The 11,038-nt window shown below is 66.6% G+C and carries 13 protein-coding genes; 7 read left to right on the forward strand and 6 right to left on the reverse strand.

Annotated elements, in window-relative coordinates:
• On the forward strand, positions 1 to 345 hold a 345-nt coding region (locus VJ811_RS16040), incomplete at its 5' end, for a 3-deoxy-7-phosphoheptulonate synthase (protein WP_324074200.1).
• Between the two features lie 87 nt (positions 346 to 432).
• Here the strand turns inward: VJ811_RS16040 and VJ811_RS16045 are convergent.
• The gene (locus VJ811_RS16045) at positions 433 to 1,944 is read right to left on the reverse strand and encodes a M28 family peptidase (protein WP_324074202.1); all 1,512 of its coding nucleotides are present in this window, start codon (positions 1,942 to 1,944) and stop codon (positions 433 to 435) included.
• A 101-nt stretch (positions 1,945 to 2,045) separates the two neighbouring features.
• Positions 2,046 to 2,855 (reverse strand): CoA ester lyase, encoded by an 810-nt coding sequence (locus VJ811_RS16050; RefSeq protein ID WP_324074205.1) that lies wholly within the window; start codon positions 2,853 to 2,855, stop codon positions 2,046 to 2,048.
• Positions 2,856 to 2,935: 80 nt separating this feature from the next.
• Between VJ811_RS16050 and VJ811_RS16055 the strand changes: the two genes are divergently transcribed.
• Positions 2,936 to 3,850, forward strand: coding sequence for an SPFH domain-containing protein (locus VJ811_RS16055; RefSeq protein WP_056372266.1), 915 nt, complete (start codon positions 2,936 to 2,938; stop codon positions 3,848 to 3,850).
• A 1-nt stretch (position 3,851) separates the two neighbouring features.
• A complete protein-coding gene (locus VJ811_RS16060) occupies positions 3,852 to 4,298 on the forward strand; it encodes an NfeD family protein (RefSeq protein WP_324074210.1) in 447 nt (148 codons plus the stop codon).
• A gap of 140 nt (positions 4,299 to 4,438) precedes the next feature.
• Here VJ811_RS16060 and VJ811_RS16065 read toward each other — a convergent pair whose 3' ends face one another.
• The 3 genes from VJ811_RS16065 to VJ811_RS16075 all read right to left on the reverse strand — a co-directional run bounded on the left by VJ811_RS16065 (position 4,439) and on the right by VJ811_RS16075 (position 6,714).
• Entirely contained in the window at positions 4,439 to 4,981 is a 543-nt protein-coding gene (locus tag VJ811_RS16065; RefSeq protein WP_324074212.1) for a GNAT family N-acetyltransferase, read from the reverse strand.
• Positions 4,982 to 5,013: 32 nt separating this feature from the next.
• Positions 5,014 to 5,574 carry a hypothetical protein gene (locus VJ811_RS16070; RefSeq protein ID WP_324074213.1) on the reverse strand — a complete coding sequence of 187 codons (561 nt, stop codon included), beginning with the start codon at positions 5,572 to 5,574 and terminating at the stop codon, positions 5,014 to 5,016.
• A 255-nt stretch (positions 5,575 to 5,829) separates the two neighbouring features.
• Positions 5,830 to 6,714 carry a metal-dependent hydrolase gene (locus VJ811_RS16075; RefSeq protein ID WP_324074216.1) on the reverse strand — a complete coding sequence of 295 codons (885 nt, stop codon included), beginning with the start codon at positions 6,712 to 6,714 and terminating at the stop codon, positions 5,830 to 5,832.
• A 56-nt stretch (positions 6,715 to 6,770) separates the two neighbouring features.
• Between VJ811_RS16075 and VJ811_RS16080 the strand changes: the two genes are divergently transcribed.
• Positions 6,771 to 7,379, forward strand: coding sequence for a TetR/AcrR family transcriptional regulator (locus VJ811_RS16080; protein ID WP_324074218.1), 609 nt, complete (start codon positions 6,771 to 6,773; stop codon positions 7,377 to 7,379).
• 173 nt (positions 7,380 to 7,552) lie between these two features.
• The gene (gene obgE, locus VJ811_RS16085; protein ID WP_324074220.1) at positions 7,553 to 8,593 is read left to right on the forward strand and encodes a GTPase ObgE; all 1,041 of its coding nucleotides are present in this window, start codon (positions 7,553 to 7,555) and stop codon (positions 8,591 to 8,593) included.
• Here obgE and VJ811_RS16090 read toward each other — a convergent pair whose 3' ends face one another.
• Positions 8,594 to 9,655, reverse strand: coding sequence for a class I SAM-dependent methyltransferase (locus VJ811_RS16090; protein ID WP_324074223.1), 1,062 nt, complete (start codon positions 9,653 to 9,655; stop codon positions 8,594 to 8,596).
• 142 nt (positions 9,656 to 9,797) lie between these two features.
• Between VJ811_RS16090 and proB the strand changes: the two genes are divergently transcribed.
• Both proB and VJ811_RS16100 read left to right on the forward strand, forming a co-directional pair.
• Entirely contained in the window at positions 9,798 to 10,904 is a 1,107-nt protein-coding gene (gene proB, locus VJ811_RS16095; RefSeq protein ID WP_324074224.1) for a glutamate 5-kinase, read from the forward strand.
• Positions 10,901 to 11,038: NmrA family NAD(P)-binding protein (locus tag VJ811_RS16100; protein ID WP_324074226.1), on the forward strand; the 138-nt coding region annotated here is incomplete at its 3' end. The genes proB and VJ811_RS16100, both read left to right, overlap by 4 nt.

Below are 11,038 nucleotides of genomic sequence, written 5' to 3' on the forward strand. Positions count from 1 at the left end.
CACCCCGTCGTCTGGTCGTGCGATCCGATGCACGGCAATGTCATCAAGACGCCGAACGGCTACAAGACGCGCCCGTTCGAACGCATCCTCGCCGAAGTGCGCGGCTTCTTCGCCGTCCACCGCGCCGAGGGCACGCATGGCGGCGGCATCCATATCGAGATGACCGGCCAGAATGTCACCGAATGCACCGGCGGCGCGATGGACGTGACCCAGATGGATCTCGCCGATCGCTATCACACGCATTGCGATCCGCGCCTGAACGCCGGGCAATCGCTCGAACTCGCTTTCCTGCTGGCAGAGATGCTCAATCAGGAAATGTCCGACCGCGCCAAGCAGGCGGCGTAGGCCGTCCGACCCGACGAAAATAACCGTCGCCCCCGCGAAGGCGGGGGCCGCAAGAGGCTTGTGCGACGAATTAAATAGGGACAGTCCCTATTTAATTGCCGTTCCCGGCCACCGCTTCGTATCGGCGAACGCCCGGCCGATCGCGACATGCAAGTCGGCATCCTCGGCGGCGCCGCCGAGCGGGATTTTGTCCGAAAAATTGTCCGCGGCGCTGTGATAATCGCTGCCGAGGAAGGCTTCGAGCAGCTTCATGTCCGAAAAGCTGCCGCCGACCATCAACGACGTCACGCCCTTGGCGCCCAGCGCCCAGCCGTCCTGCCGCTGGATGAAGGCATCGGCCTCGCCATCCTCGTCGAGTTTGCGGCCGAGCTTCGTCGCCGCCTCGCGCACCACCGCGTCATAGGCGGGCTTGCCGCGCCCGATCGTCGCGACCGGGGTTCCGCGCGGCGAAATCGCGATGGTGTCGACATTGAGCGCGACGGTGATGTCCGACAGCGGCACGACCGGATGATCGGCGAAATAATGCGCGCCGAGCAGGCCTTTTTCCTCCGCCGTCGTCGCCATGAAATAGATGTCGCGGTCGGGACGCGCGCCCGATCCGAGCCGCTTCGCAACCTCGATCAGCACCGCGATGCCGCTCGCATTGTCGACCGCGCCATTGCAGATGCGGTCGGCAGCCCCTTCGGGCTCGCAGATGCCGAGATGGTCCCAGTGGCCGAGGAACAGCACCGCCTTGCCATCGGGCTTGGCACCCGGAAGCTTCGCGATGATATTGTTGCTGGCGAAGGGGCGCGTGGCCGATTTCGCCGCGATGTCGGCGGTGACCGGCAGCACCGCGCCCTTGTAATCGGGCGATTTCGCGGCCTCGCGGAGCGCGCCGCCATCCTGCCCCGCCCTTTTTAGCAGCGCATCGGCCGCCTCGAGCGACAGGAAGCCGCTGACCGGCGCGCCCGGTTTGGCGCTCGCAAGACGCATCGACTTGGCGCCGGCGCTCTCGCGCAGCGCCGTCCAGGGCACCGCGTCGGTCGCGATGACGAGCACCGCCGATGCGCCGGCATCGGCGAGCATCTGGCGCCGTTCGCGATAGCGCGGCAACTTGTCGCCAAAGGGCGCATTGTCGAACAGCATGATCGCCAGCTTGCCCTTGACGTCGGCATTGACCTTGCCCGCGCCGTCGAGGCCATAGCCGACGAAGATCGCGGGAAGACCGGCGAACGCGACCGACGCGTCGCGGCCGGTCAGGATGATCCCATCATCCTCCAGCGCGAAGTCGCGGCCATGGACCTTGAACTTCGCGGTGCCGCCAAGCGACTGCGTCTCGACGAAAGGCACCGGCTGGAGCCAGGGCGTCGCGCTGCCCGGCACGGCTTCGAGTCCGGCCTTCGCCCATTCGCCGACGATATAGGCGATGGTGCGATCCTCGCCCTCGGTCCCCGGCGCGCGGCCCTCGAACGCGTCGCTCGCCAGCACTTTGATGTGGTCAGCCAGCTGCGCCTCGGTGATCGGCGCGTCGCCCTTCGCGGGCGCGGCCGAAACGGCGGGAGCAATGGCGAGGAGGGCGATGGCCGCGACGGCGGCGTGGAAACGGGTGGTTTTCATGGCGCCGCCGCATGGCATTTCCGCCGCCGCCCGGCAAGGCGCGTTCGTCGAAAGACGAACGGCGGCGGTTCTCCCCTCCCGCTTGTGGGAGGGGAGAAGTACTACCGCCCTGCCCGCGCCAGCAACGCCCGCGCCGCCGCGACATGCATATCCTCGATCATCCGGCCGTCGTGCCGTTGCGCCCCGCCCGTGGCCGCGGCGACCAGCGCTTCGGCGGCGGCGATCTCGCGCTGCGACGGCGCAAAGGCGCTGTTGCACGGATCGACCTGCGACGGGTGGATCAGCGTCTTGCCATCGAAACCGAGCCGCCGCCCTTCGGCGGCCTCCGCCGCGAAGCCCGCGGCGTCGTCGATCGCATTATAGACCCCGTCGAAACCCCAAACCCCGCCCGCGCGCGCAGCAAGGACGATCGCCTGGATCGCATGGCTCATCGCGCCGCGGTCCATCCCGTCGGGCAGTTTGAGTTCGTGCGCCAGATCGTTGAGCCCGGCGATCAGACCCGCAACCGCGGAATCGGCGGCAATGCCCTGCGCGGCATAGATCGCCGCCGGCGTCTCGATCATCGCGAAGATCGGCAGGCCGAGGCCGCGCAGCGGGTCGAGATCGGACGGCGCATCGACCTTGGGCAGCACCAGCGCGTCGAGCGTCAGCCCGGCGAGTGCGGCAATATCGTCCGCCTGTTCTGCGGTGCCCGTCGCATTCACCCGCACCGCCACACGCTTCCCCGCAAAGCCCGCCGCGACCGCGGCGCGCATCGCCGCGCGCGCTTCGTCCTTGCGGTCCGCGGGCACCGCATCCTCGAGGTCGATGATCAGCATGTCGGCGGCAAGTCCGCCCGCCTTTTCGAGCGCGCGCGCGTTCGATCCGGGGACATAGAGCAGGGAGCGCGGCGGATAGTCACTTGGCGTCATATGCTTTTCTGTGGCGCAGCCGGGCCATTGCCGCAATAAGGAAGGCCGTTGCAGACGGAAATTGCTGAGGGGGACATTCGATGTATTTCGCACTTGCACTGGTAGTTCTGGCACTGGTGTTCCTGATCTGGGCGCTGACCCCGGTCCGGCAGGGCTTTGCCTATACGATCGAACGCTTCGGCCGCTACACGCACACCGCGCAGCCGGGGCTGAACTTCATCATGCCGATCTTCGACCGCGTCGGTCGCAAGGTCAACATGATGGAACAGGTGCTCGACATTCCGGGCCAGGAAATCATCACCAAGGACAATGCGATGGTCGCGGTCGACGGCGTCGTCTTCTTCCAGGTGCTCGATGCCGCGCGCGCGGCCTATGAGGTCAGCGACCTCTATCTGGCGATCATGAACCTGACGACGACGAACCTCAGAACCGTGATGGGGTCGATGGACCTCGACGAGACGCTGTCGAAGCGCGACCATATCAACGCGCGGCTGCTCGTCGTGGTCGACGAAGCGACCTCGCCCTGGGGGGTCAAGATCACCCGCGTCGAGATCAAGGACATCCGCCCGCCCGCCGATATTTCGAACGCGATGGCGCGGCAGATGAAGGCCGAGCGCGAAAAACGCGCCAACATCCTCGAGGCCGAAGGCATGCGCGCATCGGAAATCCTGCGCGCCGAGGGCGAGAAGCAGGGCCAGATCCTGCAGGCCGAGGGCCGCCGCGAGGCCGCCTTCCGCGACGCCGAGGCGCGCGAACGCGAAGCCGAGGCCGAAGCCAAGGCGACGCAGATGGTGTCGGACGCGATCGCCGGCGGCAATGCGCAGGCGATCAATTACTTCATCGCGCAAAAATATGTCGAGGCGGTGAGCCAGTTCGCGACGAGCCCGAATGCCAAGACGATCCTGTTCCCGGTCGAGGCGACGCAGTTGATCGGCACATTGGGCGGAATCGGCGAACTCGCGCGCGACGCGCTCGAACGCAAGACGGGAGCCTGACATGCCCGATTGGCTGACGAACATGGAACCGCATTGGGCGTGGCTGTCGCTCGGCGTGCTGCTCGCCGCGGCCGAGATCGTCGCGCCGGGCTTCTTCCTGATCTGGCTGGGCGCCGCCGCGATCGTCACCGGCGCGATCGCGTGGATCGTCCCGCTGAGCATTCCCTTGCAGCTCGGCGTCTTTGCCGTCCTGTCGTTCATCGCGCTCTATGGCGCGCGCCGCTGGCTGAAGGCGAACCCGATCACGTCGGCCGACCCGCATCTCAACCAGCGCGGCGGCCGGCTGATCGGCGAAGTGCTGACGGTGACCCAGGCGATCGAGGATGGGCGCGGCCGCGCGAAAGTCGGCGACGGCGAATGGCCGGTGCGCGGGCCTGACGTGGCCGAAGGCAGCAAAGTCCGCGTCGTCAGCGCCGAAGGCGGTGTGCTGGTGGTCGAGGCGGTTTAGAGCAATCGCCATCAACTTTCCTCGTCACCCTGAACTTGTTTCAGGGTCCATGGTCTGCCCTCTCCATCAGCGCCGCGTAGCAAGACAGATCCGGCCATGGATGCTGAAACAAGTTCAGTATGACGAAGAAATATAGCCGGCTATCCCCCACGCGGCCGCGCATAAATCGCCACGACATGCCCCAGCGCGTCGCTGTCGCCGATGCGGCGGAAACCGAGCTTCGCCGACACGCGTTCCGACGCGTCGTTACCGAGGTCGATGATGCAGCGCACTTCCTTGGCTTCGAGGTTCGCGTCGGCCCAGCCGAGCGCGGCGGTCATCGCTTCGGTCGCATAGCCCGCGCCCCAATGATCGGCATCGAACGCCCAGCCCGCCTCGGGCAAGCCTTCCAGCTCGGGCATACCGCGGCAGAAATAGCTTAAGCCACCCATGCCGACGAGCGCGTCACTCGCCTTGTCGGCGAAGACCCAATAGCCGAAGCCCATGACCGGCCACAGCCCCGCCGAGCTCAGAAACTTGCCCCAGCTGACGTCTGCGCTGCGCGGTTCGCCGCCGATGAAGCGCGTGACGCGTTCGTCGGCCCACATGGTGATATGGACATCCTTGTCGGACAGGCGCCCCGGCCGCAGGCGCAGGCGTTCGGTTTCGATGACGGGGGGTGCGGTAAAAGCTTTGACGGACATGGGCGCGGGTGTGCCGAAGCCGGGCCGGGCGGTCAATCGGGGATCAGATAATGATCGAACAGGTCGTGCAGGACCGCGGTGCCGTCGACCTGCGCCCTGGCCCGCATCACCGCGAGCGTGTCGACGCGCGCCAGCACGTCCACATGGCGAAGCACGCCATGATAATGCGGCCGGTCGTTGAAATCGTGGAACAGAAAGATGCAGTCGGGTTTGCAGTGGATGATCGCCTGCAACAGGCACGCGACGCGAAAGCGCCCGTCGATCAGCACCGCATCGGGGCTGCCGTTCACGTTGCGCCATATATCGGTGTGATAATGCGGCCAGTCGCGGATCCGGCTGTCGTCCGCCGGATAACCCCCTTCGCCGACCGGACCGATGTCGATGTGAAAGGGCGTGAAGTCGACCGCCTCGCGCGCGACCTCGGCCTGGACCTTGGCCAGCCAGGCGGAGTCGCTGTCGACGCTGACGATCCGCCGCACCTGCCGCGCCGCGACCACCGTGCTGCCGCCGCAGCCGAATTCGAGCAAGGATGAACGCCCCGCAAGTTGCAGCTCGAACTGCGTGACTTCGGCCGCGGTCATATGTGGCTGCATTGGTCCCTCCACCGGTGAAGGGATATGAGACGGGAAGCGCCGCGTCTAGCCCGGCTATGCTATGACTCGGGGGGCTTCGGGGTGGTTGGCGGCCCTTCAACCTTCGTCATGCTGAACTTGTTTCAGCATCCATGGCCGGAGCTCGAATACGGCGCCGCGAAGGAAACGGCAGGCCATGGACCCTGAAACAAGTTCAGGGTGACGAGATAAGGAATGACGCGTTTCGGCCGTTGGCCGCTCCGGGCAGGAACAGGGTCAGGCCGCCGCCAGCTCGGGCGCCGACGAATGCGCCGGCATGATCGCAGCCGCATAATCGCTTTCATATTTCCCGATCAGCGCGCGGTCGTCGTGGTTCCACGGGTGGAAGCCCGGCATGAAATAGGACAGCCAGGGGAAGAAGCTCTTGCGCAGCACGCCGGGGGTGCCGAGCAGATACCACCAGATGCGCGCGGTGACGCGCCAGCCGGTCAGGCCGTCCTGCCGCAGCAGCGCCTTCATCCCCTTGACGCGCTTCGGCCAGAAACGCGTGGTGACGAGCAGCATCATCAGCGACTTGGCGCGCCACCGGCGAAAACGGCTCCAGTCCTTCGTCGCGTGCAGCCAGGTGTCATAGGCGACGCCCTTATGCTCGATTTCCTCGATCGCGTGCCATTTCCACAAGGCGGCCCATTCGGGTTCGGCGCCCGCGTACATCTTGTCGTCGCGCAGCATCACCGCCGCCATCATCGCGGTATAATGTTCGAGCGCGATCGTCGCCATCAGGTTGACGATCTGCGGCCGCGTCTTGATCAGGTCGAGAACCTGGTTCACGTCATCCTCGAGCTCCGAAAGATCGTAACCCGCCTCCGCCGCCTTCTTGTTGAAGACGACATGCTCGCGGCTGTGGATCACTTCCTGCTGCGTGAAGGCGCGGATTTCGCGCGCCAGCTTGTCGGGAACGCCGTCGCGGTGCGCCTTCACCGCTTCGATGAACATCGCCTCGCCGCGCGGAAAAGTGACCGACAATGCGGTGTGGAATGCCGACGCGATCGGATCGCCGTTCAGCCACCAGCGGCCCTGTTTGTCATCGCGGCCAAAGCGCATGTCGCGCGGGGTGATCGAAAGATCGGCGGGCGTCGGCGACTGGGAAAGGCTGGACATATGGCTTATACCGTCGAAAAGGGGAGACGGGCCAGCAATAGGGTTTACTTACACATATGTCAATAGCGAAGAAGCGTCTGAGTCCCGAGGAAAGCCGTTCGGCGGCGCTCGAGGCTGCGCGCCAGATTTTGGTTGAAATGGGACCGGCGGCGGTGACGCTGAAGGCGGTCGCGGGGCGCATCGACCGCACGCACGCGAACCTGCTCCACCATTTCGGCAGCGCCGCGGGGCTGCAAAAGGCGCTCGCCGCCTATCAGGCCGAAACCGTGTGCGCGACGATCGGCGGGAAGATGGCCGAATCGCCGCCGGGCGAGCGCAATCTGCGCGAGATCGTCGACCTCACCTTCGATGCCTTCAACGAGGGTGGCGCCGGCGCGCTCGCGACCTGGATGGCGGCGACGGGCAATGACGACGCGCTCGACCCGATCGTCGATGCGATCCACCGCCTGATCGACGGCATGGCCCCCGACGCCCACGAAAAGCGCCTGATGCACGAGGATACGCTGGCGCTGGTGCTGATGGCGCTCGGCGACGCGCAGCTCGGCGGCCCGATGGCCGAGGCGCTCGACCTGCCGCGCGACACGTCGCGCGTGCTCGCGACCGAACTCATCACCGGACGCATCGCCAAATTCTGGGCCGAGCAGGGCGGCAAGCCGCAGGGCTAAGGGCTGGTAATTTTCCTGTTCAGGCGCTAGGGGGCGAACCGATCCCCTCATTCCGTTCGCATCGAGCGAAGTCGAGATGCCCTCGGCAGCACATGGCTGCGGGGTGTCTCGACTTCGCTCGACACGAACGGGTTTAGAGGTTTAGTTCCAGTTTCCGCCCTAAAGGCCCCGCCATGCATTTCCTCGACCAAGCCAAGATCTTCATCAAGTCCGGCGACGGCGGCCCCGGCGCCGTGTCGTTCCGGCGCGAAAAATATGTCGAATATGGCGGCCCCGACGGCGGCAACGGCGGCAAGGGCGGCGACGTGATTTTCGAAGCCGTCGCCGGCCTCAACACGCTGATCGACTTTCGCTATACCCAGCATTTCAAGGCGAAGCGCGGCACCCCCGGCGCGGGGCGCGACCGCACCGGCGCGGGCGGTCCCGATCTCGTCATCCAGGTCCCGATCGGCACCCAGATCCTGGGCGATGACGAGGATCGCAGCCTGCTCGCGGACCTGACCAAGGAGGGCGAACAGCTCGTCTTCCTGCGCGGCGGCGATGGCGGGCGCGGCAATGCCTCCTACAAGACATCGACCAACCGCGCGCCGCGCCAGCACGGTCCGGGCTGGCCCGGCGAGGAAATGTGGGTGTGGCTGCGGCTGAAACTGCTCGCCGACGCCGGCCTCGTCGGCCTGCCCAATGCCGGCAAGTCGACCTTCATCAACGGCGTCACCAATGCGCAGGCCAAGGTCGGCGCCTATGCCTTCACGACGCTCCGCCCGCAGCTCGGCGTGGTCAGCCACAAGGGCAATGAATTCGTAATCGCCGACATCCCCGGGCTGATCGAGGGCGCCGCCGAAGGCGCCGGGGTCGGCGACCGCTTCCTCGGCCATATCGAACGCTGCCGCGTGCTGCTCCATCTGGTCGATGCGAACGACGCGGATGTCGCCACCAGCTACCGCATCGTGCGCGACGAACTCGAAGCCTATGGCGCCGACCTCACCGACAAGCCGGTGATCGTCGCATTGAACAAGATCGACACGCTCGACGACGAGCTGGTTGCGGCGCTGTCGGCCGAGCTCGCCGCGGAAAGCGGCCATCCGGTGATGGCGCTGTCGGGCGCGAGCGGCGCGGGCGTCCCCGAGGTGCTCGACAAATTGCTCGAGGCGATCGGCCACCCCGAGCCCGGCGAGGACGAAAGCGACGAAGCCCCCGGCTGGTCGCCGGTCTGATCAGCGCGCTTCGAGCACCATGTTGAACGGCCCATCGGTCGCGCGCCGGACATGGGCGAAGCCGCCCTCGCGCACCATCTGCGACAGCCGCGCTTCGCCCGCCTGCGCGCCGAGCGCCTCGCCAACTTCCTGATCGAGCGAGGTAGGCACGCAAATCATCGTCGACGCGTTATAATAGAGCCGCCCGACGGGGTTCATATTATCGGCGGGCGCGTTGCCCGCGATTGGCTCGACGATCATCCAGGTGCCGTCATTCGCCAAAATCCGGCGCATATGGGCGGCACAGCCGCGCGGATCGCCCATGTCGTGCAGGCAGTCGTACATGGTAACGAGGTCAAACTCCGCCTCGTCGATTTCCTTTGCCGCCGCCACTTCGAAGCGGACGCGGTCGCCATAGCCGTGATCCGCCGCGTGCCGCCGCGCCTCCTCGATCGACGGCGCGTGGAAATCGAAGCCGACGATTTCGCTTTCGGGATAGGCGTCGGCCATCAGCAGGGTCGAAAAGCCGACCCCGCAGCCGACGTCGGCGACGCGCGCGCCGCGATTGAGCTTCGCTTCGACGCCGTCAAGAGCCGGGATCCAAGCCTGAACGATGTTATTGACATAGCCCGGCCGGAAAAATGCGCCCGTCGCGCAAAAGAGGCAGCCGGCATGATCGCCCCAGCGCACGCCCGAACCGTGCCGGAAACATGCCTCGACCTTCGCCTCGGCTTCGATCATCGCCGCGATAATCTCGAACGCGCCCGCCAGATAGACCGGGCTGTCGCGATCGACGAATACCATCGCCTGTTCGGGCGAGATGCTGAAGCGATCCCCGGCGGCATCATAGTCGATATAGCCGTTCGCCGCCTGTGCGAGCATCCATTCGCGAACATAGCGTTCGTGCAGCCCGCCCGCGCGCGCCGCAAGCTCTGCAGCAGTCGCCGGTGCATCGGCGAGCGCTTCGAAAAGGCCCAGTCGGAACCCCAGCCGCACCGTGGGCACGCTCATTCCGCCGCCGACGTCGGCAAGCATCTTGCCGACGAACGCGTGCAGTTTTTCTTCATTGATTGCCGTCGTCATTTTTCCGCTCCTCCAAATCGGGGTAGCGCGACTCTCCAGAAGGGCTCAATGAGGCAGGGATCATAGCATATCGGCGGCAAAACCGCACCTGTCTCGCCATATTGGATTGGCACCCCCCGGCGCACGCGCTATCGGCGGCGCCATGAGCCTGTTTCCGCCCGCCTCCTGCCCCCGGCTGATCGTCAAGATCGGATCGGCTTTGCTCGTCGACCCGTCGGGCGCGGTGCGGCGCGACTGGCTCGTCGGCATCGCCGCCGACATTGCCGAACGCACGCGCGCGGGCCAGCAGGTCGCGGTCGTCTCGTCGGGCGCCATCGCGCTCGGAGCACGGCGGCTTGGCCTCGCCAAGGGCGGGCGCGGGACGCTCGAGGATGCGCAGGCCGCCGCCGCGACCGGGCAGATCGCGCTGAGCCAAGTCTGGGCCGAAGTGCTCGGCGCCGAAGGGCTGACCGCGGCGCAGATGCTCGTCACGCTCGACGATCTCGAACATCGCCGCCGTTATCTCAATGCCGCGGCGACGCTCGACCGGCTGCTCAGCCTCGGCGTCGTGCCGATCATCAACGAGAATGACAGCGTCGCGACCGAAGAAATCCGCTTCGGCGACAACGACCGCCTTGCCGCACGCGTTGCCCAAGCCGCGGCGGCGGGCGGCGTGATCCTGCTCTCCGACATCGACGGCCTCTACGACAAAAATCCTGCCCTTCCCGGCGCGAACCATATCGCGCGCGTCGAACGCATCGATGCCGCTATCGAGGCGATGGCCGACACCGGCTCCGCCTCGGGCATGGGATCGGGCGGCATGGTATCGAAGATCGCGGCGGCGCGCATCGCCAACGCCGCGGGCGCGCATCTCGCGATCGCGTCGGGCCGGATCGACCGGCCGCTGTCGACCGAGGCACGGCACACTTTGTTCGCCGCCGAAAAGGGCGCAAGCGCGCGCAAGGCGTGGCTCGCGGGCGGGCTCACCGCGAAGGGCCGGGTCGAGATCGACGCGGGCGCCGCCAAGGCGCTGCAAGGCGGCGCGAGCCTGCTCGCCGCGGGCGTCACTGCGGTCAGCGGCAGCTTCGCACGCGGCGACATTCTCGACATCGCGGGGCCCGACGGACGCGTCATCGCGCGCGGCCTTTCCGAATATCCGGGCGCCGACGCCGCGAACATCGTCGGTCTCGGCCGCGAGGCGCAGGAAGCCGCGCTCGGCTATGCGCCGCGCAGCGCGATGGTCCACCGCGACCATATGGTGCTCCTCTGACCGCGCCGATTCTCGCGATGACCGGCGCGACCGGCTTCGTCGGCGGCGCGGCGATGCGGCAGGCGGTCGAGGCGGGCTGGCAGGTCCGCGCGCTTACCCGCCGCCCACAGCCCGAACGCGAGGGCGTGACGTGG

This window comes from Sphingopyxis sp. (genome assembly GCF_035250425.1).
Taxonomy (GTDB): Bacteria; Pseudomonadota; Alphaproteobacteria; order Sphingomonadales; family Sphingomonadaceae; genus Sphingopyxis.

What these genes read in the sequence shown, in the direction of transcription:
- VJ811_RS16045 (WP_324074202.1), bottom strand. Translation starts at nt 1,944, where the DNA reads ATGAAAACCACCCGTTTCCACGCCGCCGTCGCGGCCATCGCCCTCCTC.
- VJ811_RS16050 (WP_324074205.1), bottom strand. Translation starts at nt 2,855, where the DNA reads ATGACGCCAAGTGACTATCCGCCGCGCTCCCTGCTCTATGTCCCCGGA.
- VJ811_RS16055 (WP_056372266.1), top strand. Translation starts at nt 2,936, where the DNA reads ATGTATTTCGCACTTGCACTGGTAGTTCTGGCACTGGTGTTCCTGATC.
- VJ811_RS16060 (WP_324074210.1), top strand. Translation starts at nt 3,852, where the DNA reads ATGCCCGATTGGCTGACGAACATGGAACCGCATTGGGCGTGGCTGTCG.
- VJ811_RS16065 (WP_324074212.1), bottom strand. Translation starts at nt 4,981, where the DNA reads ATGTCCGTCAAAGCTTTTACCGCACCCCCCGTCATCGAAACCGAACGC.
- VJ811_RS16070 (WP_324074213.1), bottom strand. Translation starts at nt 5,574, where the DNA reads ATGCAGCCACATATGACCGCGGCCGAAGTCACGCAGTTCGAGCTGCAA.
- VJ811_RS16075 (WP_324074216.1), bottom strand. Translation starts at nt 6,714, where the DNA reads ATGTCCAGCCTTTCCCAGTCGCCGACGCCCGCCGATCTTTCGATCACC.
- VJ811_RS16080 (WP_324074218.1), top strand. Translation starts at nt 6,771, where the DNA reads ATGTCAATAGCGAAGAAGCGTCTGAGTCCCGAGGAAAGCCGTTCGGCG.
- obgE (WP_324074220.1), top strand. Translation starts at nt 7,553, where the DNA reads ATGCATTTCCTCGACCAAGCCAAGATCTTCATCAAGTCCGGCGACGGC.
- VJ811_RS16090 (WP_324074223.1), bottom strand. Translation starts at nt 9,655, where the DNA reads ATGACGACGGCAATCAATGAAGAAAAACTGCACGCGTTCGTCGGCAAG.
- proB (WP_324074224.1), top strand. Translation starts at nt 9,798, where the DNA reads ATGAGCCTGTTTCCGCCCGCCTCCTGCCCCCGGCTGATCGTCAAGATC.